This is a genomic window from Streptomyces sp. RLA012 (assembly GCF_056270325.1).
Window position 1 is genome coordinate 7,952,365 of the sequence record NZ_JBWDPA010000002.1, and the last position, 20,212, is coordinate 7,972,576.

The 20,212-nt window shown below is 71.1% G+C and carries 18 protein-coding genes and 3 pseudogenes; 12 read left to right on the top strand and 9 right to left on the bottom strand.

All coding sequences use genetic code 11. The features are described from left to right. Positions 1–375: 375 nt before the first annotated feature. A complete protein-coding gene (locus tag RV986_RS36470; protein WP_475921443.1) occupies positions 376–1,050 on the top strand; it encodes a phosphotransferase in 675 nt (224 codons plus the stop codon). A 429-nt stretch (positions 1,051–1,479) separates the two neighbouring features. Here the strand turns inward: RV986_RS36470 and RV986_RS36475 are convergent, their stop codons facing one another. Next, positions 1,480–2,517, bottom strand: a complete 1,038-nt coding sequence (locus tag RV986_RS36475; protein ID WP_475921444.1) for an MBL fold metallo-hydrolase — start codon at positions 2,515–2,517, stop codon at positions 1,480–1,482. 232 nt (positions 2,518–2,749) lie between these two features. Between RV986_RS36475 and RV986_RS36480 the strand changes: the two genes are divergently transcribed. After that, the gene (locus RV986_RS36480; protein WP_475921445.1) at positions 2,750–4,207 is read left to right on the top strand and encodes an aldehyde dehydrogenase; all 1,458 of its coding nucleotides are present in this window, start codon (positions 2,750–2,752) and stop codon (positions 4,205–4,207) included. A gap of 2 nt (positions 4,208–4,209) precedes the next feature. Beyond that, on the top strand, positions 4,210–4,443 hold the full coding sequence (locus RV986_RS36485) for a ferredoxin (RefSeq protein WP_475921446.1): 234 nt from the start codon (positions 4,210–4,212) through the stop codon (positions 4,441–4,443). A gap of 333 nt (positions 4,444–4,776) precedes the next feature. Here the strand turns inward: RV986_RS36485 and RV986_RS36490 are convergent, their stop codons facing one another. Continuing rightward, positions 4,777–5,421: a TetR family transcriptional regulator gene (locus RV986_RS36490; protein WP_475921447.1), complete on the bottom strand. Its 645-nt coding sequence runs from the start codon at positions 5,419–5,421 to the stop codon at positions 4,777–4,779. 275 nt (positions 5,422–5,696) lie between these two features. Here RV986_RS36490 and RV986_RS36495 point away from each other — a divergent pair, with 275 nt between their 5' ends. The 3 genes from RV986_RS36495 to RV986_RS36505 are packed head-to-tail and all read left to right on the top strand — an operon-like array spanning position 5,697 to position 8,952. Then, positions 5,697–7,139, top strand: a complete 1,443-nt coding sequence (locus RV986_RS36495; RefSeq protein ID WP_475921448.1) for a glycosyltransferase family 4 protein — start codon at positions 5,697–5,699, stop codon at positions 7,137–7,139. Next, positions 7,133–7,879 (top strand): class I SAM-dependent methyltransferase, encoded by a 747-nt coding sequence (locus RV986_RS36500; RefSeq protein ID WP_475921449.1) that lies wholly within the window; start codon positions 7,133–7,135, stop codon positions 7,877–7,879. Before RV986_RS36495 ends, RV986_RS36500 begins: the two co-directional genes overlap by 7 nt. Beyond that, a complete protein-coding gene (locus tag RV986_RS36505; protein WP_475921450.1) occupies positions 7,876–8,952 on the top strand; it encodes a prenyltransferase in 1,077 nt (358 codons plus the stop codon). Before RV986_RS36500 ends, RV986_RS36505 begins: the two co-directional genes overlap by 4 nt. Positions 8,953–8,984: 32 nt before the next feature. Here RV986_RS36505 and RV986_RS36510 read toward each other — a convergent pair whose 3' ends face one another. Beyond that, positions 8,985–9,278, bottom strand: a complete 294-nt coding sequence (locus RV986_RS36510) for a hypothetical protein (RefSeq protein WP_475921451.1) — start codon at positions 9,276–9,278, stop codon at positions 8,985–8,987. A gap of 139 nt (positions 9,279–9,417) precedes the next feature. On the opposite strand from RV986_RS36510, the gene RV986_RS36515 reads away from it, so the two are divergent. From RV986_RS36515 to RV986_RS36530, 4 genes and pseudogenes are all read left to right on the top strand, one after another. Further along, positions 9,418–9,990, top strand: a complete 573-nt coding sequence (locus tag RV986_RS36515) for a hypothetical protein (RefSeq protein WP_475921452.1) — start codon at positions 9,418–9,420, stop codon at positions 9,988–9,990. 27 nt (positions 9,991–10,017) lie between these two features. Then, the gene (locus tag RV986_RS36520) at positions 10,018–10,704 is read left to right on the top strand and encodes a vWA domain-containing protein (protein WP_475921453.1); all 687 of its coding nucleotides are present in this window, start codon (positions 10,018–10,020) and stop codon (positions 10,702–10,704) included. Continuing rightward, on the top strand, positions 10,691–11,047 hold the full coding sequence (locus tag RV986_RS36525; RefSeq protein WP_475921454.1) for a hypothetical protein: 357 nt from the start codon (positions 10,691–10,693) through the stop codon (positions 11,045–11,047). The genes RV986_RS36520 and RV986_RS36525 overlap by 14 nt, the downstream gene beginning before the upstream one ends. A gap of 114 nt (positions 11,048–11,161) precedes the next feature. Next, positions 11,162–11,440: pseudogene (locus tag RV986_RS36530) on the top strand (IS200/IS605 family accessory protein TnpB-related protein); the annotation flags it as partial. 89 nt (positions 11,441–11,529) lie between these two features. Here the strand turns inward: RV986_RS36530 and RV986_RS36535 are convergent. The 5 genes and pseudogenes from RV986_RS36535 to RV986_RS36555 form a co-directional block, all read right to left on the bottom strand. Then, entirely contained in the window at positions 11,530–12,540 is a 1,011-nt protein-coding gene (locus RV986_RS36535) for an LLM class F420-dependent oxidoreductase (protein WP_475921455.1), read from the bottom strand. 127 nt (positions 12,541–12,667) lie between these two features. Further along, positions 12,668–13,516 (bottom strand): DUF5336 domain-containing protein, encoded by an 849-nt coding sequence (locus RV986_RS36540; protein ID WP_475921456.1) that lies wholly within the window; start codon positions 13,514–13,516, stop codon positions 12,668–12,670. 156 nt (positions 13,517–13,672) lie between these two features. Then, positions 13,673–14,712 (bottom strand): annotated as a pseudogene (locus RV986_RS36545) (N-acetylmuramoyl-L-alanine amidase). Between the two features lie 10 nt (positions 14,713–14,722). Next, entirely contained in the window at positions 14,723–15,385 is a 663-nt protein-coding gene (locus RV986_RS36550) for a class I SAM-dependent methyltransferase (RefSeq protein WP_475921457.1), read from the bottom strand. Between the two features lie 193 nt (positions 15,386–15,578). Continuing rightward, the gene (locus RV986_RS36555) at positions 15,579–17,318 is read right to left on the bottom strand and encodes an MFS transporter (RefSeq protein ID WP_475921458.1); all 1,740 of its coding nucleotides are present in this window, start codon (positions 17,316–17,318) and stop codon (positions 15,579–15,581) included. A 357-nt stretch (positions 17,319–17,675) separates the two neighbouring features. Here RV986_RS36555 and RV986_RS36560 point away from each other — a divergent pair, with 357 nt between their 5' ends. Then, positions 17,676–18,869: a lipid-transfer protein gene (locus tag RV986_RS36560; RefSeq protein ID WP_475921459.1), complete on the top strand. Its 1,194-nt coding sequence runs from the start codon at positions 17,676–17,678 to the stop codon at positions 18,867–18,869. A 120-nt stretch (positions 18,870–18,989) separates the two neighbouring features. On the opposite strand, the gene RV986_RS36565 is transcribed toward RV986_RS36560, so the two are convergent. After that, positions 18,990–19,121, bottom strand: coding sequence for a hypothetical protein (locus RV986_RS36565; protein WP_475921460.1), 132 nt, complete (start codon positions 19,119–19,121; stop codon positions 18,990–18,992). Between the two features lie 210 nt (positions 19,122–19,331). Here RV986_RS36565 and RV986_RS36570 point away from each other — a divergent pair. After that, positions 19,332–20,198, top strand: a pseudogene (locus RV986_RS36570) (MFS transporter); the annotation flags it as partial. Positions 20,199–20,212 lie beyond the last annotated feature (14 nt).

Below are 20,212 nucleotides of genomic sequence, written 5' to 3' on the forward strand. Positions count from 1 at the left end.
CGTACGTCGGCGCCGCGGCCCGGGTGGGCTCGTGGCGCCTGGCGACTGCTCCAGAGAAACAGGCCAGGGGGTCGTCCGCAATCACCCCTTTTACTAGTGGTGGTCGCATCCGAGGCCAAAGTTCCTTATGTGATCTGGCTCTCAAACCCCAGGTCAGAGGGCGCAAAGGCGCGTGCATGACACCCGCGGTGGCTACTATCGCGCTTAGTGTGTGACCGAGGTCCTGTGAGCTGCTTCACTCCGCGAATGACAGGGCGTGCGCGCGGCCTCGCCGTACGCGTCCGAGTGGTGTGACCTGGGTCGCAGATCACCGGCTTTCGAACGTGACCGGGGTCTCGAAAGCCGCCGCTTCGCGAGTGGATAGGTTTCGGTGCCATGCGAACGGGGAGACTGCTCGGCTCGGGACGTTCGGCGGACGTCTACGAGCTCGACGAGGACAAGGCCTGGGTGCTGCGGCGGGACCGGGAGGGATGGGGCGACGCGACGGCCGAGGCCGCGGTGATGGAGCACGTACGCCGGTACGGCTGTCCCGTGCCGGCCGTGCGGACGGCGACCCGGACCGATCTGGTGATGGAGCGGCTGTCCGGGCCGACCATGCTGGAGGCGTTCGGCGCGGGCGAGATCGGCGCACGGGAGGGCGGCACCCTCCTCGGCGGGCTGCTGAGCGCGCTGCACGCCGTGCCCGCCCGGGCCTCCGCCGATCCCGCCGTGCGCGTACTGCACCTGGATCTGCACCCCGACAACGTGCTGCTCACCCCGGACGGCCCGAAGGTCATCGACTGGGCCAACGCCGAGGAGGGCCCGCCCGGCCTGGACTGGGGCATGTCCGCCGTGATCCTCGCGCAGGTCGCCGTCGGCGACGAGGACTACGCGACGGTGGCCCGCGAGACGCTGGCCGGGATGCTCGACGGGAACGCGGACCGGGTGACGGAGGCGGGGCTCGTCGAGGCGAGGCGGCGACGGGCGGCCAATCCGACGATGAGCGAGCGCGAGGTCGGCCTCCTGGGGGACGCCGAGGAAATGATCCGGACGCTGCTTCACTCGCAGTGAGCGGTGCGGTGCGGTGCGGTACGGCGCCGGAAGTCCCGCACCGCCGGGGAGCTGATCGCATCGCGTCGCATCCCGTCGAAAGGCGTCCGGAAGTGGCATCCCGATGCCGCCCTTTTGTCCGAGTTCCCGGACAGCCGCCGTACGCGGGTGTGATCCGTACGGACTGGTCGGCGTGTCCGACAAGACGACCGAGCCGACGGGACGGACGGAGTCGACGGGACGGACGGAGTCGACGGGACCGACGGAACCGGCGCGGCTGACGGAACCGGCGCGGCCGACCGGCGGCGGGTCCGGCGGGCGATGGCGTACGAGGAGGGGCTGGACTACGCGGCGGGGACCGGTGACGGGGGTCGGTGACGGGGGTCGGTGACGAGGAGCCGGGCTCCGTCGACCTTGCGGAAGGTGTCCTCGACGGGGGTCCCCCCTGGGTTACAGCGCCACGTACGTCACCGGATCGCTGCCCGCCACCGGCTCCGCGCGCCCCGCCTTCACCAGGCGGCGTACATGGGCCTCGGCCTCCGACACCGCGATGTTGCGCGAGCTGAAGGGGATCTGGTCCCAGGGGCGGTTCCACTCCATGCGTTCGGCGAGCTGCCAGGCGGTGAGCGGGGTCGCGAGGAGGGAGAGGAGGCCGGTGAGGCGCTCCTCGTGGTGTGCGAGCAACTCCCGTACGCGGCCCGGCGCGTCGGTGAAGGCGTGCTGGTGGGCCGGGAGCACCTCGGCCGGGTTCAGACGGCCGACGCGCTCCAGGGAGTCGAGGTAGTCGCCGAGGGGGTCGGTGACGGTGGCGTCGTCCGGATCCTCGTACAGACCGATGTGCGGAGTGATCCGGGGGAGCAGGTGGTCGCCGGAGAACAGCCGGCCGTGGCCGGGGAGCCCGGCCGGGTGGGTCTCCTCCAGGTGGAGGCAGACGTGGCCGGGCGTGTGGCCGGGGGTCCAGATCGCGCGCAGCCGGCGGCCCGCGAGGTCGAGGAGTTCGCCGGGGACGATCTCACGGTCGGGGAGCGCGGGGGTGAAGGTGGGCAGGCCGGTGGAGAGCCGGGCCGTGCGCGCCTCGCGCAGGAGCGCCACATGCTCCTCGGGCGCGCCCGAGGACGCCAGCTTGTCCGCCATGAAGGAGAACCAGCGATCGGGCCGGTTCTCCCGCGTCCGCCGTACGATCGCGGTGTCCAGCGCGTGCATCGCGATCCACGCCCCGGACGCCTCCCGCACCTTGCCCGACAGACCGTGGTGGTCGGGGTGGTGGTGGGTGATGACCACGCCGTGCACCTCGGCGGCGGAGAGGCCGCAGGCGATGAGCCCGGCGGTGAGAGTGTCCCAGGAGGCGGGGTCGTCCCAGCCGGTGTCGATGAGTACGGGACCCCGGTCGGTGTCGACGACGTGGACCAGCGTGGTTCCCAGGGGGTTGTTCGGGATGGGGACCCTGAGGGACCGTACGCCCCCGCCGTGATCGGTCACCTGCGTCATGGGTTCCCACCAATCGCCGTGTTCCCGCCACTATAACTAGAACAGATTCCATTGGGTGCTCAAGCCAACTGTCGGATACGCCACTTGGCGCCGCCGGTCGGTGTCCGGGGGGCTCCGACTCCTCCCCGGCCGTGGACTCCGTCGACCGGAGCTGGTATCAGTTCTCGTATCTGATGAAGCGTCAGATGATGTGCTCCGGTGTCGGGGAAGCCCCTCGGGGAGGCGGTCGGTCATGACCGAGCTCGTGGAACACGGACAACTGTTCATAGGCGGGGAGTTGACGGACCCCCTGGGCAAGGACGTCATCGAGGTGATCTCGCCGCACACCGAAGAGGTCATCGGACGCGTCCCGCACGCCTCCACCGGTGACGTCGACCGGGCGGTCGCCGCCGCACGCACGGCGTTCGACGAGGGGCCCTGGCCGCGGATGAGCCTCGACGAGCGGATCGAGGTGATCACCCGGATCAAGGACGGGATCGCCGTCCGGCACGAGGAGATCGCCCGCGTGATCTCCTCCGAGAACGGCTCCCCGTACTCCTGGAGCGTCCTCGCGCAGGCCCTCGGCGCGATGATGGTGTGGGACGCGGCACTCACGGTCGCGCGCGGTTTCACCTACGAGGAGACGCGCGACGGAGTCCTCGGGCGGATCCTCGTCCGGCGCGAGCCGGTGGGGGTGGTCGCGGCCGTCGTACCGTGGAACGTGCCGCAGTTCGTGGCGGCCGCCAAGCTGGCGCCCGCGCTGCTGACCGGCTGCACGGTCGTACTGAAGCCGTCGCCCGAATCCCCCCTGGACGCCTACCTGCTGGGCGAGATCGCCAAGGAGGCCGGGCTGCCGGAGGGCGTCCTGTCGATCCTTCCCGCCGACCGCGAGGTCAGCGAGTACCTCGTCGGGCACCCCGGCATCGACAAGGTCTCCTTCACCGGGTCGGTCGCGGCCGGCAAGCGGGTCATGGAGGTGGCCTCGCGCAACCTCACCCGGGTGACGCTGGAGCTGGGCGGGAAGTCGGCGGCGGTCGTCCTGCCGGACGCCGACCTCGCCACCGCCGTCCCCGGGATCGTCTCGGCGGCCTGGATGAACAACGGGCAGGCGTGTGTCGCACAGACCCGCATCCTGCTGCCGCGTTCGCGCTACGACGAGTTCGCGGACGCCTTCGCCGCCGCCGCGAGCGCCCTGGTGGTCGGTGACCCGCTGGACCCGGCGACCCAGGTGGGCCCGCTGGTCGCCAGGCGGCAGCAGCAGCGCAACCTCGACTACATCCGCATCGGCCAGGAGGAAGGCGCCAAGATCCTGACCGGCGGCGGCCGTCCGGCCGGCCTCGACCGCGGCTGGTACGTCGAGCCGACCCTCTTCGGAGACGTCGACAACTCCATGCGGATCGCGCGCGAGGAGATCTTCGGCCCGGTGATCTGCCTCCTCCCGTACGGCGACGAGGACGAGGCCGTGAAGATCGCCAACGACTCCGACTACGGGCTGAGCGGCAGCGTCTGGACGGCGGACGTCGCGCACGGCATCGATGTCGCGCGGCAGGTGCGTACCGGCACCTACTCCGTGAACACCTTCAGCCTCGACATGCTCGGGCCCTTCGGCGGCTACAAGAACTCGGGGCTGGGGCGGGAGTTCGGACCCGAGGGGTACGGCGAGTTCCTGGAGCACAAGATGATCCACCTGCCGGCCGGCTGGGAGGCGTGAGCATGGGCGACCGCTGGGGGGTCGAGGTCGACCGCTCCGTCTGCATCGGCTCCGCCCAGTGCGTCCACCGTGCCGCGGACGCCTTCCGCCTCGACACCGCCATGCAGTCCCACCCCGTCGAACCGGAGACCGACGCCAACGAGAAGATCCTGGAGGCGGCGGAGAGCTGCCCGGTGGAGGCCATCATGATCACGCTGCTGGGGAGCGGGGAGCCGGTGTTCCCGCCGGAGGACTGACGCCGGGCGTGGCCCGGGGTGGCCCTCCGCCGGGAAATTCCGGAAATCCGAAAAAAAGTTCCCCTTTGGGGGTTCCATCCGGCGGTGGGCGTTCTATTCTGTTATTGGCCTATGAGGCGAGTGAGGGAGTCCGACCGGAGTAGCCGACTTTGGCGAGAAGCAGCAGTTTCGTTTCCGCCGGGGCCGACGTCGACGGTGGGGCTGAGAGGCCGGAAGGTAGCAGTCGGACCGGACGGCGACCCCTAGCAACCTGATCCGGACCATACCGGCGAAGGGAACCCGTCTCATAGGTTTTCCCGTGCGCAGGCATCGTCCATCGCCGCTCGCCCGGGTCTATCGCCGCTCGCCCGGGTCCGTCAGGTCGATCAGCCGGCACACCGTCTCGATGTCGATCTTGACCTGGGCGATGGAGGCGCGGCCCGAGAGCCAGGTGATCAGGGCCGAGTGCCAGGTGTGCTCGATCACGCGGACCGCGGAGAGCTGGGCGGGGCTCGGGTCGTCCAGGCCCATCGCGTCCAGGATGATCACCGTGGTCTGCCGGGACACCTGGTCGACCTCGGGGCTCACGCTGCGGTCCGCGAAGGTCAGCGCGCGGACCATGGCGTCGGCGAGGTGCGGCTCGCGCTGCAGCGCGCGGAAGGCCCGCATCAGGGTCTCCGCCACCCGCTCCGCCGCCGTGTCACCGGCCGGCGGTTTCTTGCGCAGGGTCCCGTGCATGTGCTCCAACTGGTCCTGCATGGTGGCGACCAGCAGATGGACCTTCGAGGGGAAGTAGCGGTAGAGCGTGCCGAGGGCGACCTGGGAGGACTCCGCGACCTCGCGCATCTGTACCGCGTCGAAACCGCCCCGGCTGGCCAACTGCGCGCTCGCGTGCAGGATCCGGCGGCGGCGGGCCTCCTGCCGCTCGGTGAGCGGGGGAGAGGCCGGCTGTGCGGCGGGTCGCGCGGGCTTGGCTTCCACCTTGACTTCCGCAGGCATGGGTCCCGTTCCGTGGTTCAGCAGGAGGAGCGACCAGACAGCATGTCAGAACACTTCCCTGGGTCAGAACACATCCGTGGTCCGGAGCGCATCCGTCGGTCGGAACACCTCCGTCGCGACGCTTCCGTCGTGGCGCGGATCACCTGATCCACTGCTCCCAGAGGCGCTACCTGCCGGTAGATTCAGTGCTCCTCGAACGATCAAGTCTGAAACTTGTTCTAGATTAGCGTCCCGGCGTAATCTCGCGGGAAAGTGCAGGGAGAAGGGGGCCGTAAGTGACCGCTGAGGCCATGGAGGCGGGCCCCGGGGCGGGCGCGGCCACCAACGGTGACGGACCGTTGCGCATCGCGCTCCTCACGTACAAGGGGAACCCGTTCTGCGGCGGCCAGGGCGTGTACGTACGGCATCTCTCGCGCGAGCTCGCCCGCCTCGGCCACCGGGTCGAGGTCATCGGCTCCCAGCCGTACCCCGTGCTGGACGAGGACCTCCCCGAGTTCGGCCACAACCTCACCCTCACGGAACTGCCCAGCCTCGACCTGTACCGGCAGCCGGACCCCTTCCGCACCCCGAAGCGCGAGGAGTTCCGCGACTGGATCGACGCGGTCGAGGTCGGCACGATGTGGACCGGCGGCTTTCCCGAGCCCCTGACCTTCTCGCTGCGCGCCGGCCGCCATCTGCGCGCCCGGCGCGGCGACTTCGACGTCGTGCACGACAACCAGACCCTCGGCTACGGGCTGCTGGGCGACGTCGGCGCGCCGCTGGTCACCACCATCCACCACCCCATCACCGTCGACCGGCAGTTGGAGCTGGACGCCGCCGAGGGGCGCCGCCGTCGCGCGTCGGTACGCCGCTGGTACGCCTTCACCCGTATGCAGAAGCGGGTCGCGCGCCGGCTGCCGTCCGTGCTCACCGTCTCCGGGACCTCGCAGCAGGAGATCGTCGACCACCTGGGCGTCGCCCGGAGCCGTATCCACGTCGTGCACATCGGCGCGGACACCGACCTCTTCTCGCCCGACCCGTCCGTGCCGCAGGTGCCGGGCCGGATCGTCACCACCTCCAGCGCGGACGTGCCGCTCAAGGGGCTCATCCACCTCGTCGAGGCGCTCGCCAAGGTGCGCACCGAGCACCCCGGCGCGCACCTCGTCGTCGTCGGCAGGCGCGCCGAGGACGGGCCGGTCGCCCAGGCCATCGAGCGCTACGGCCTGGAGCGCGCCGTCGAGTTCGTCAAGGGCATCTCGGACGCCGAGCTCGTCGACCTCGTACGGTCCGCCGAGGTCGCCTGTGTGCCCTCCCTGTACGAAGGGTTCTCCCTCCCCGCCGCCGAGGCGATGGCCACGGGTACGCCGCTGGTGGCCACCACCGGCGGGGCGATCCCGGAGGTCGCCGGACCCGACGGCGAGACGTGCCTGGCCGTACCGCCCGGAGACTCGGGGGCCCTGGCCGCCGCGCTGAGCCGGGTCCTGGGCGACCCGGACCTCCGGGTACGGCTCGGCTCCGCCGGACGTGCGCGGGTCTTGGACCGCTTCACCTGGGCCCGCGCCGCCGAGGGCACGGTGGCCCACTACCGCGAGGCCATGACCCTCCCCACGCCGCCCGGCCCCGCCGCGGCCACACCAGCCGCCGGCGGCACGCCGGACCCCGCCTCCGGTTCCCAGGATTTCGCCCCGGTGACGGGCGCCACCCCCACCTCCGACCGCGAAAGCAGGACCACGTGCTGACCGTCGACTTCTCCCGGTTCCCGCTCGCCCCGGGCGACCGCGTACTGGACCTCGGATGCGGTGCCGGCCGGCACGCGTTCGAGTGCTACCGGCGCGGTGCCCAGGTCGTCGCGCTGGACCGGAACGGCGAGGAGATCCGCGAGGTCGCCAAGTGGTTCGCGGCGATGAAGGAGGCGGGCGAGGCCCCGGCCGGCGCCACCGCGACCGCGGTGGAGGGCGACGCCCTCGCGCTGCCCTTCCCGGACGCGTCCTTCGACGTCGTGATCATCTCCGAGGTCATGGAGCACATACCGGACGACAAGGGCGTCCTCGCCGAGATGGTGCGTGTGCTGAAGCCGGGCGGGCGTATCGCCATCACCGTGCCGCGCTACGGCCCGGAGAAGGTGTGCTGGACGCTGTCCGACGCGTACCACGAGGTCGAGGGCGGCCACATCCGCATCTACAAGGCGGACGAACTGCTGGGCAGGATGAAGGAGGCCGGGCTCAAGCCGTACGGCACCCATCACGCCCACGCCCTGCACAGCCCCTACTGGTGGCTCAAGTGCGCGTTCGGCGTCGACAACGACAAGGTGCTGCCCGTGCGGGCGTACCACAAGCTCCTGGTCTGGGACATCATGAAGAAGCCCCTGGCCACCCGGGTCGCGGAGAACGCGCTGAACCCGCTGATCGGCAAGAGCTTCGTGGCGTACGCGACCAAGCCCCACCTGCCCCTCGACACCGCCGCGGTGGACGCTTCGTGACGACTCCACGCACGCCGCGGACGGAACACCTCGTCCTGCCCGGGGTCCTCACCGCCGAGGAGGCCGCCGGCACGGTGCGGGCCATCCTCCGGATACAGCGGCCGGACGGCGCCATACCCTGGTTCCGCGGGCACCACCTCGACCCGTGGGACCACACCGAGGCGGCCATGGCGCTGGACGCGGCGGGCGAGCACGAGGCGGCCGAGCGGGCGTACGAGTGGCTGGCCCGGCACCAGAACCAGGACGGCTCCTGGTACGCGGCGTACGCCGACGGGGACGCGGACGACGTCACCGACCGCGGGCGGGAGACCAACTTCTGCGCCTACATCGCGGTCGGCGTCTGGCACCACTACCTCGCCACCGGCGACGACACCTTCCTGGACCGGATGTGGCCCGCGGTCTTCGCGGCCGTGGAGTTCGTGCTGCAACTCCAGCAGCCGGGCGGGCAGATCGGCTGGAAGCGCGAGGACGACGGCGCGGAGGTCAAGGACGGCCTCCTGACCGGGAGTTCGTCCATCCACCACGCGCTGCGCTGTGCGCTCGCCATCGCCGAACAGCGCGAAGAGCCGCAGCCCGACTGGGAGTTGGCGGTCGGCGCACTGCGGCACGCGATCCGCCGGCACCCCGAGCGGTTCCTCGACAAGGACCGCTACTCGATGGACTGGTACTACCCGGTGCTCGGCGGCGCGCTGACGGGCGAGGAGGCCAGGGTACGGATCGCGGAGGGCTGGGACCGTTTCGTGGTTCCGGGGCTCGGCGTGCGCTGCGTGGTGCCCAACCCGTGGGTGACCGGCGGTGAGTCGGCCGAACTCGCCCTGGCGCTGTGGGCCGTGGGCGAGTCCGACCGTGCCCTGGAGATCCTCCAGTCCATCCAGCATCTGCGCGATCCGAAGACGGGCCTGTACTGGACGGGCTATGTCTTCGACGCCCGGAGGATCTGGCCGGAGGAACTCACCAGCTGGACGGCCGGTTCGCTGCTCCTCGCCGTCGCGGCGCTCGGTGGCGACGAGCCGACCTGCTCGGTCTTCGGCGGGGAGCGCCTGCCGCTGGGGCTCGACGCGGAGTGCTGCTAGGGGCCGAGCGGGGCCGGGCAGGGGGAGCCGGCTCAGTGCCGCTGCATGCGGTTGGCGATGGCGTGGCCGATGAAGAGGTACACGATCGCGGCGAGGCCGTAGCCCGCGACGACCCGTGCCCACGCCTTGTCGAAGGTGAACAGATCACGGGACCAGCCGGCCAGCCAGGCGGCCGTGTCATGGATGAACTGGACCAGGTCGTTGGCCGGGTTCGCGTCCAACAGGTACAGGAGGATCCACAGGCCCAGGACGAGGGCCATCACGTCGGCGACGATCGCGATGATCGTGCCCGCCTGGTTGGAACCGTTGCGATATCTAGGGGACATGCCCTCCGGGTGCCCCGTAACCGTGGACGAAACCCGAATGGATCGCTCAAGTGGCGCAGTGACCGCCCCCGGGTGAGGCTGCGGGAAGAGCCGTGACTCCCCGAAAACGGGAGAACCGTTCCCTTCCCCGGAGGACCCCGTGCCCGTACCGATACGGCGCCTCATCGTGGCGCTGACCCTCTCCTGCGCCCTGCTCGCCGGTGCCACCGCCTGCGGCAGTGACAGCGCGACCAAGAGCAACGCCGCCCAGAACACCGCCGTCGCGGCGGCCGCCACCCCGTCCGGCAGCAGCACCGCGGAGAAGCAGAAACTCGCCAAGACCCGCTTCGTGGCCAACGCGGGTCTCGCGGCCGGTGCCACCTACCAGTGGATCGTGAAGCCCTGGAAGGCCGGAAAGTTCAAGAAGGGCGCGAAGGGCCGCAAGCTGGCCCTGGTCAAGGCGGGTGTCGCGGGCGCGTTCGCGTACAACCGGCTCAAGGCCGCGAAGAAGAACGCCGAGGGCGACCCCACACTCTCCAAGGCCATCGCCCCGCTCAGCGCGGGCATCGACGCCCTCAAGAACCTGCCGTCCAAGCTCCGCAAGGGTGACTCGACGGACGCGACCGCGGGCTCCTTCGACGACATCATCAACAAGGTGAAGGACGCCGGCAAGAGCGCGGGCGCCGAGGTCAAGAACCAGGTGCCGTCGGCCGGACAGCTGGCGGGCGGCTGACCCCCCAGTCCGTCCCGTGGGACCCGGGTGTCCGACTCCGCCGTCACCGGCCGACGTCGGACACCCTGCCCGCGTCCGGGGGTCCGGCGTCCGGGAAAGCGACTCGTCGCCGACTACGGTGATCCGGCCCGCAAGGCCGCCGACCAGGTGGTGTTCCCGCCGGACTTCTCCGGCTCCATGCGGGGCGAGCGGATCGCGGAACTGCGCGCCGCGTTCGCCGGCCTCAGCGGGGCCGAGCCCACCTCCACCGGCAAGTTCGCCCGGTTCTACCGCGGGGAGCGCCTCACGGTCGTCCGCTTCGGCGGCGGTGTCCTGGAGGAACGGACCGTGACGGTACGCGGCGACGGCGATCTGCGTACCCTCGACAGGATCCTCGCGGACGGCGCGTTCGACGACTCCACCGCCGTCTGGTCGGCCCTCGACCGCGGCTACCGCATAGCCGCCGACGCGGTGGCCGACGAGCCCCGGCGGCCGGTGTCCATCGTGCTGATGACGGACGGCGAGAGCAACGCGGGCATCGGCTACGCGGAGTTCCTGCGCCGGCACGGCCGACTGGGCGCCGACGCACGTGCGGTGCCCACCTTCCCCGTCCAGTTCGGAGAGGCCGACGCGGCCGCCCTGAAGCGGGCCGCCGCCGCGACCGGCGGCCGCATGGTCGACGCCAACCTCTCCTCACTCTCCGACGCGTTCAAGGAGATCCGTGGGTGTCACTGACAGCGAGTGGTGGGGTCTTTGGTGGGAGTGGGTGGTCGTCTGGCTGCTCACCGCGGCCTGCTGCGGTGTTCTGCTCCGGTACGCGCTGGTACGGCTCGGACGGCTGCGCGGACAGCGCAGGCGCGGCGGCCGCACCGTCCTCGGCATGTGCTTCTACCTGCACGAGGAGCGCGTCAGGGACCTCATCCTGAGCGGCGGCTTCGCGGTCGCCCTGGAGCAGGAGGTCGCCGACCGGACCCATTCCACCACCGGTTTCGGGCTGCTGGGCAAGCTGGGTTTCGGGGGCGGGGGGTATTCAACTGCTGCTGCTTTTCGGTGCATTACCGCATGCAACCGTATATAAGTGCTTCTATGTCACCGCCCTGCCCGGTTGTGCAGATGGAGTGTTTGGATGTTCGAGGTGGGAACGGGTGACCTTTCCTGGTGGGGGTCGTTGACCGCTGTGACAAGCGGATCAATGGGTGGAGCGGGGGTGGGTGTGGTGGGCGGGAGGGGGGAGCGGTCGGTTTCGGGTCTGCGGGTGCCTGCCGCGCCGTTCGTCGCGGCGGGGCCGTCCGGGGTGGCGGTGCGTGACCGGCTCCGGCACCTGACGGCCGAGGACGAGAGGGTGCTGCGTCTGGTCGGGGCGCACCTGGGCGCGCTCGCTTCGCGGGATCTCAAGGCGCGGTGCGCTGACGGGCTGGAGCATTCCGCGAATAGGTGGGCGGTGCGGAAGCGCGGACTGACGCCGTTGTCACCTGGATCAGTGAGACGGGGGAACTGACCCTGGACCCGATCGCCATCTTCCGCTGACGCCGTTCTCCGCCGTGACCGACCGGACAGGCCCTAGGAGTTGAGTTCGGCGAGCACCCGCAGGGTGTGCGGGTCCGGGGACAGCGCCAGCAGGTCGGTCACCGGGCCCTTGCGCCACGACTCCAGCCGCTCGGCGATGCGTTCGCGCGGTCCGACGAGCGAGATCTCGTCGGCGAAGACGTCGGGGACGGCGAGTACGGCTTCCTGCCGACGCCCGGCGAGGAACAGCTCCTGAATCCTGCGCGCCTCCTCCTCGAAGCCCATCCGCGCCATCAGATCGGCGTGGAAGTTGCGCGCCGCGTGCCCCATCCCGCCGATGTAGAAGCCCAGCATCGCCTTGACGGGCAGCAGCCCCTCGGCGACGTCGTCGCAGACGCGGACATGGGCCATGGGCGCGATCAGAAAGCTGTCACGGAGATCGGTCAGTGCCGCCTCGTACGCCTGCGGGCGGGTCGGCGACCAGTACAGCGGCAGCCAGCCGTCCGCGATCCGGGTCGTCTGCGCGATGTTCCTCGGCCCCTCGGCGCCGAGCAGGATCGGCAGATCGGCGCGGAGCGGATGCGTGATCGGCTTCAGGGCCTTGCCGAGGCCGGTGCCGTCGTCGCCGCGGTAGGGGTGGGAGTGGAAGCGTCCGTCGAGCTCGACGGGGCCCTCGCGTCGAAGGACCTGGCGTATGACATCGACGTACTCCCGGGTCGCGGTCAGCGGTGACTTCGGGAACGGACGCCCGTACCAGCCCTCCACGACCTGTGGCCCCGACAGCCCGAGGCCGAGCATCATGCGCCCGCCCGAGAGATGGTCGAGGGTGAGCGCGTGCATCGCGGTGGTGGTGGGGGAGCGGGCGGCCATCTGCGCGACGGCGGTGCCCAGTTGGATACGGGTGGTCCGCGCGGCGATCCAGGTGAGGGGGGTGAAGGCGTCCGAGCCCCAGGACTCGGCGGTCCACACGGAGTGATAGCCGAGCCGCTCCGCCTCCTGGGCCAGCGCCAGATGGTCCGCGGAGGGGCCGCGCCCCCAGTAGCCGAGTGCGAGCCCGAGCCGCATGAACCCTCCAGACAAATGCTTCTGACGGTACGTCAGTCACCTGCGCGCCAGCCGACTGTACGGCAACGGCCCCCCGCCCGGAAGGACGAGGGGCCGTAGCAGGTCGTACGGGAAAGGGTGCCGGCCGTCAGCCGCGCTGGATCCCCGAGGTGTCCTGCAGCACACCGCGGCGGCCGTCCTGGGTCTGCGCCACCAGGCTCGGGCCGCGCTGCTCGACGGCCAGGTACCAGGTACCCGGCGCGAGTTCGGCGATCGGCGTCTGGGAACCGTCCTCCGAGAACAGCGGACGCGGCACCGGCACGGCGAACCAGAACGGCGAGAAGTCCGCGGCGGGCGGCGGCAGTTGCGGGGCCGGCGCCTGCTGCGGCTGGCTGGGCTGACCGGGGAACGGCTGCCCCTGCTGCGGCTGGCCCCCGAAGGACTGACCCGGCTGCTGCGCACCGGGGTAGCCGTAGCCACCGGGGGGCTGGGCGCCGTAGGGCTGGGGGGTGGGGGGCTTGGGGGCGGGGATGAGAACGGCCTGGAGGGCGGGGACGAGAGGGGTCGCGATCGCGGCGGCCGCCATGACCACCGTCGCGATGAGGGAGAGGATGAGGCCGGTGCCGACGCCCACACCGCTGTCCCCGCCGCCGATGTTGTCGACCCCGCCGGTCGCGTCGAAGACGTTCCCGAGCGCGCTCCACGCGGCGAAGACGGTGAGGGCGACACCGAACGGGCCGAGGTCGAGTCCGGCGACCTTGGGCACGTGCGGCAGTGCGCGTGAGGCGACGACCAGTCCGGCTCCGAGGATGCCGGCCAGGATCACGCTCAGTACGAAGGGGCCGCTCGCCCAGGCGCTGGGGCTGTCGTAGTGGACCTTTTGCGTGCCGATGCTGACGTCGTCGATCGAAAAGAGGGCGAGGAACGACGCGATGAACAGCAGTACCGCTGCTCCGATCACCACGCCGTCGCCTCGAGTGAGGGAGCGGATATTCACTTCAGGTCCTTCGTCAGTCGTCTCGTCATCGGTGGAGGCGTCGCTGACACCATGGCGCCATCGGGCCCTGGTGTGAAGCACAGGAGCGGCCCCATCGTAGAGGCGACACTATCGCCCGTTCGATCGGCGTGTCCGTCGGGTTCGGCCCGCCGATACCTACCCGCCCAGGAAACTCACGATTCCCTCAGAGATCCCACGCGCCGCCTTCTGCCGCCAGGCGCCGCTGGTCAGCAGTGCCGCGTCCTTGCTGTCGCGCATGTTGCCGCACTCGATGAACACCTTGGGAACCGTTGACAGATTGAGACCGCCGAGATCGCTGCGGACGTCCAGTCCGGTGCCGCCGCCGATGTAGTTGGACGGCGCGCTGCCGGTGTCGCGGACGAAGTTGCCCGCGATGCGCTCGCCCAGATCGCGCGAGGGGGGGCCACGATCGGCCGGGTGTCGGCGCCGCCCGCGTGCACGGAGGCGGGAAGGATCACATGGAAGCCGCGGTTGCCGGCCGCGGAGCCGTCCGCGTGGATGGAGACGACCGCGTCGGCGTGCGCGTCGTTGCCGATCCGGGCCCGCTCGTCGACGCACGGGCCCCAGGAGCGGTCGCCGTCCTGGGTGAACTTCACCGTGGCGCCCTCCTGTTGGAGCAGCGTACGCAGCCGGCGGGCGACGTCGAGCGTGAACCGGGCTTCCGTGTAACCCGCGTTGGTCGATGTACCGGTCGTGTCGCACTCCTTCCAGTTCGTGCCGATGTCCACCTTGCGGTTGATGTCGGCGGTGTGCTGGAAGTTGCCGGGGTTGTGTCCCGGGTCGACGACGACGACCTTGCCCCTGAGGGGGCCGCCGGCGGCGGGCAGGTCCGACGCGGCGGGAGCGCCAGGACCGGAGGAAGAGGAGGACGGGGAGGAAGAGGAGGACGGGGAGGAAGGGGAGGAAGGGGCCGAGGGAGTCGAACTCGGCGGCTTCGCGTCGTCCGCCCCGGATCCCGTCGGTGTCCGCGCCGCGGCGGAGGAGGACATCGGCGCGTTGGACGCCGAGGCGGCCTTGTCGGACCTGTCGCCTCCACCGCCCGGGTCCGCCACCGCCTGCCACACCAGCCATCCCGCCAGCGCACCCGGCACCAGCGCGGCGACCGCCACGGTCATCGGCCCGCGCCGGGAGCGGCGCGGCCGGGGAGGATCGAAGTCAGGACCTACGTACGACACGTCAGCGACTCTAACCGCGCTCCCCGATCCCTGCTCCCGTTCGGCGCAGTACGCGCAGTGAGTCCGTCGCCGAGACCTCGGTGAACGCGCCGGACTCCAGGGCGCGGAGGTAGACGCGGTACGGGGCCTGGCCGGTGAACTCGTCGGCCGGGTCCGGGAAGACGTCGTGGATCAGCAGCAGGCCGCCCTCGGCGACGTGCGGCGCCCAGCCCTCGTAGTCGCCGCCCGCGTGCTCGTCCGTGTGGCCGCCGTCGATGAAGACCAGACCGAGGGGGGTGCGCCAGAACGCGGCGATCTGCGGCGAGCGGCCGACCATCGCGACCACCTGGTCCTCCAGGCCCGCCTGGTAGAGGGTGCGGCGGAAGGTGGGCAGGGTGTCCATCCGGCCGAGCTCGGGGTCGACCGTGGACGGGTCGTGGTACTCCCACCCGGGCTGCTGTTCCTCGCTGCCGCGGTGGTGGTCGACGGTGATCGCCGTGACCCCGGCCGCGCGCGCCGCGTCCGCGAGCAGCAGGGTGGAGCGCCCGCAGTACGTGCCGACCTCCAGGAGGGGCAGCCCGAGCCGGCCCGCCTCGACGGCGGCCCCGTACAGCGCGAGCCCCTCACGGAGCGGCATGAACCCCTTCGCGGCCTCGAAGGCGGCCAGGATCTCCGGCTTGGGTGCCGCGGGCATGGTGTCCTCCATCGGGTACGGACCGGGGTACGGACCGGGCGGGGTACGGACCGGGGTACGGACCTGGGGGTAGGTGGGGTAGGTGGGGTAGGTGTCCGGGACACGTGTGTACGTGTCTGTCGGCGCCCCATGCTGCCGCACCCCCCGCCGCGGGGGCGACGGGGGGTGCGGGGAGTGTTCGCGCGTGCTGCTGCTACGCCGGGACGGTCTCGCCCGGCAGGGACAGGTCCACGTCGACCGGTCGGTCGTCCCCGGCGTGGGTCGCCGAGGAGGCGAGCGGGCCGTGCCCCGTGGCCCTGGCGGCGAGGACGTACGGGCCCTCGGCGGGTACGGCGAGCGCGTAGCTGCCGTCCGCCGCGGAGAGCGTGGCCCCCGCCTGGCGGCCGCGCCGGTCGATCAGGGTGATCTTGGCGCGGGCGACGGGGACGCCGTCGGCGTTCAGGACCCGGCCGCGGAAGCCTCCGAGCATCTCGGTGGCGCGCTCCAGCGCGGCGTCCTCGGCGCTGCTGGCGCGCAGCTGCGGCTTGGCCGCCCGGCGCCGGCCGGGCAGGAAGAGGGCCATGACCAGGCCGAGGGCCACCGCGCCGGTCGCGATCAGGAAGGAGACCCGGAAGCCGTGCATGGTCGGGATCGCGGCGCCGCCGACGTTGTTCGCGGTGTTGGCGAGCACCATGCCGATGACGGCGCTGGAGACCGATGTACCGATCGAGCGCATCAGGGTGTTGAGGCCGTTGGCCGCGCCCGTCTCGGAGGCCGGCACGGAGCCGACGATCAGCGCGGGCAGCGAGGAGTAGGCGAGGCCGATGCCCGCGCCCAGGACCACCGAGATCACGATGGTCTGCCAGGCGGCGCTCATCAGGCCGAGGCCGGCGCCGTAGCCGATCCCGATGATCAGCATGCCGAGGATCAGGGTGACCTTGGGGCCGTACTTGGCGGAGATCCGGGCGTAGACCGGGGCGGTGAACATCATCGTCAGGCCGAGCGGCGCCACGCACAGGCCCGCGACGACCATCGACTGGCCGAGGCCGTAGCCGGTGGCCTTCGGCAGCTGGAGCAGCTGCGGCAGGACGAGCGAGACGACGTAGAAGGAGACGCCGACCATGATCGAGGCGAGGTTGGTGAACAGCACCGAGCGGCGGGCGGTGGTGCGCAGGTCGACCAGCGGCGCCTGTACGCGCAGCTCCATCACGCCCCACAGGACGAGGACGACGGCCGACGCGGCGAACAGGCCGAGCGTGGTGGTCGAGCTCCAGCCCCAGTCGCTGCCCTTGGTGATCGGCAGCAGGAAGAGGACGAGTCCCGCGGAGAGGCCTATCGCGCCCAGGACGTCGAAGGTGCCCTCGGCGCGCATCGGGGACTCCGGTACGGCGAAGAGGGTCAGGACGATGGAGAGGACGCCGAGGCCGGCGGAGAGGAAGAAGAGGGCGTGCCAGTCGGCGTGCTGCGCGACCAGTGCCGCGACCGGCAGCGCGAGTCCGCCGCCGACGCCGATCGAGGAGCTCATCAGGGCCATCGCCTCGCCGAGCTTCTCGCGGGGCAGCATGTCGCGCATCAGGCCGATGCCGAGCGGGATCGCGCCCATGGCGAAGCCCTGCAGGGCGCGGCCGACGATCATCACCAGCAGCGCACTGGTGAAACCGGCGATCAGTGAGCCGACGACCATCACGGACAGGCTCGCGAGCAGCATCCGCCGTTTGCCGTAGAGATCACCGAGCCGGCCCATGATCGGTGTGGCCACGGCTCCCGCGAGCAGCGTCGAGGTCAGCACCCAGGTGGCGTTGCTGGGGGAGGTGCCCAGCAGCTCCGGCAGGTCCTTGATGACCGGGACGAGCAGGGTCTGCATCACCGCGACAACGATGCCCGCGAAGGCCAGTACCGGCACGATCGCGCCGCTGGGCCTCCGGGCGGGCTGGTCGGTCGTCGTGTGCGTCATTACGTGAGGCCTCCAGGCCGAAAGAAGAGGGAGGAAGAAAGGGAGGGAGGAGAGGGGGACGGAAGGGGGGAAAGAAGGCAAAAGGAAGGGCGCTCCGTGCGGGATACGTGCACGGGGAACCCGGTGTGCCGGGGCAACTATTCCGATGCTTCGGCGTACTAACGAAAACTTGACCTTCCTGTGAGGATCTGACCTGCCATCAGATTCGGCGTCAGATTCGGCGTCGGATTCGGCGTCGGATTCGGCGTCGGATCCGGCGTCGGATCCAGCGTCGGATCCAGCGTTCGATCTGGCATCTCAATAGAACGTGTTCTAGTCTGACGCGATCCGCGATCCGCGAGGCTGGGGGTGGGTGCGATGAAGGCGTACGTCGTCGGGGTCGGAATGACCCGGTTCGAGAAGCCCGAGACCAGGGACTGGCAGTACTGGGACATGGTGAAGGAGGCGGGTGCCCATGCCCTGCGGGACGCGGGGATCTCGTATGCCGACGTGGAGCAGGTACCGGTCGGCTACTGCTTCCAGCCCTCCACCGCGGGCCAGCGCGCCGCCTACGAGCTGGGCCTGACCGGCGTCCCCGTCTACAACGTCAACAACAACTGCGCCACCGGATCGAGCGCGCTGATGCTGGCACGGCAGTTCGTGGAGGGCGGGGTCTGCGACTGCGTACTGGCGCTGGGCTTCGAGAAGATGAAGCGCGGGGCGCTGGGCGGCGGAGCCGACGGGGGAGACTTCGCGACGTCCCCGGTGGCCCGGCACTACGGGATCATGGCCGCCCGGCACGGCTTCGAGATGTCCCCGCCCACCGCGCAGATCTTCGGCGACGCGGCGCGCGAGCACATGGAGAAGTACGGGACCACCGAGGCGCAGTTGGCCGCCGTCGGTGCCAAGAACCACCGGCATTCGGCACACAATCCGTACGCCCAGTTCCAGGACGTGTACACGGTCGACGAGATCCTCGCCGCCCGGGTCGTGCACCGGCCGCTGACGAAACTCCAGTGCTCGCCCACCTCGGACGGGGCCGCCGCCGCGGTCGTCGTGTCCGAACGGTTCGTCGAGCGGCGCGGGCTGGCGGACCGGGCGGTCGAGATCGTCGCGCAGGCCATGACCACGGACACGGAGGAGTCCTTCGCGTCCGGCTCGTGCGTCGACGTCGTCGGACAGCCGATGTCACGGGAGGCCGCGCGCCAGGTGTACGAGCGGTCGGGACTCGGCATCGAGGACGTGGACGTCGTGGAACTGCACGACTGCTTCTCCATCAACGAGCTGCTGACGTACGAGGCGCTCGGGATGTGCGAGAAGGGGGAGTCCGGCAAGCTCGTCGAGTCGGGAGCCACGACGTACGGCGGGCGCTGGGTCGTGAACCCCTCCGGCGGGCTGATCTCCAAGGGGCATCCGCTGGGGGCGACCGGGATCGCCCAAGTGGCCGAGCTGGTATGGCAGTTGAGGGGAGAGGCCGGGCCACGCCAGGTGACGGGCGCACGGGTCGGGCTCGCCCACAACATCGGGCTGGGCGGGGCGGCGGTGGTGACGCTGGTGCGGGCGGGGGCCTGAGCCGCCGACGGGCCTGCGCGACCCGCGGGGCCTGTTGGCTGCGGCCCGCGCTCCGGCCCCGGCCCGTCCGGCCCCGGCCCGTCCGGCCCCGGTCCGTCCGGTCCGTCCGGTCCTGTTCCGTCACGGGAAGTCGAGGGGGGCCGTGGCGAGGAGTTCCGTTGCCTGCTGTGTCACGGTCCGCGAGGCGTTGTTCAGGCAGGCGTAGCCGTTCGGGGGTAAGGAGTCGGCCTTGCCCGGGGGTGGGACGCGCATCAGTTCCCGGGTGCCGCCCGCCTGTGCGCACCAGTCGTCGACCGGGGTGATCCGCCGTACCGCCGCGCGCCGGGTCCCGGTCTCGGCTCGTGGTGCTCGACGTGTCCGTGGTGAACGTGGCGCTGCCGTCCATGCGCAGCGACCTCGGGCTGAGTGCTCCCGGGCTGTGGGGGTCCCCCTGCTCGAGCGAAGTCGAGAGCTTGGGGGAGACTGCCGGAGAGCAGGGCCGGGGACGGGCGGCGGCTCGATCTGCCGGGTGCGCTGCTGGTGACGGCGGGGCTCGCGACCCTCGCGTACGGGATCGTGCAGACGGAGGCCGAGGGGTGGACGGCGGCCGCGACCCTCGTACCGCTGTGCGCCGGGCTCGCGCTGGTCGGCCTCTTCCTCCTGGTCGAGGCGCGGACCCGGGTCCCGTTGATGCCGCTGCGGCTGCTCGGCCTGCGGGCGGTGGCGTCGGCGAACGCGGCCATGTTCGTCAGCGGCTCGGCGATGTTCTGCATGTGGTTCTTCATGACGTTGTACGCGCAGAACGTGCTCGGCCACTCGCCGCTGGGCGCCGGGCTCGCGCTGGTGCCGAGCGCGCTCGCGGTGGTCCTCGGCTCGAAGCTCGCGCCGCGGCTCATGCCGGTGGCCGGGGCGCGCAACGTCGCCGCCCTCGGGTCGCTGGTCGCCGCGGCGGGCTTCGGGTGGCAGTCGACGATGACGGCCGACGGCTCGTATCCGACGGCGATCCTGTTCCCGGGGATCCTGATGATGGCGGGCGCGGGGCTGGCCGCCACCCCGCTCGCCGCGCTCGCCACCTCGGGTGCGGCGCCGGAGGACGCCGGTCTGGTGTCCGGCCTGGTCAACACCTCCCGCACGATGGGTGGTTCACTCGGACTCGCCGTCATGTCGACCATCGCGGCATCGCGTACGGGCAGCGGCTCGTCGGCCGAGGCGCTGACGGCGGGGTACGCGCCGGCCTTCCGCACGGGAGGGTGCGTACTGCTCGGCGGGACGGTGCTGATGCTGCTGTGGCTGCCGCGGAAGATCTCCTCCACTGAGGGTCTCCTGCCACCGAGGATCTTCTCCTGCTGAAGATCTCCTCCCGA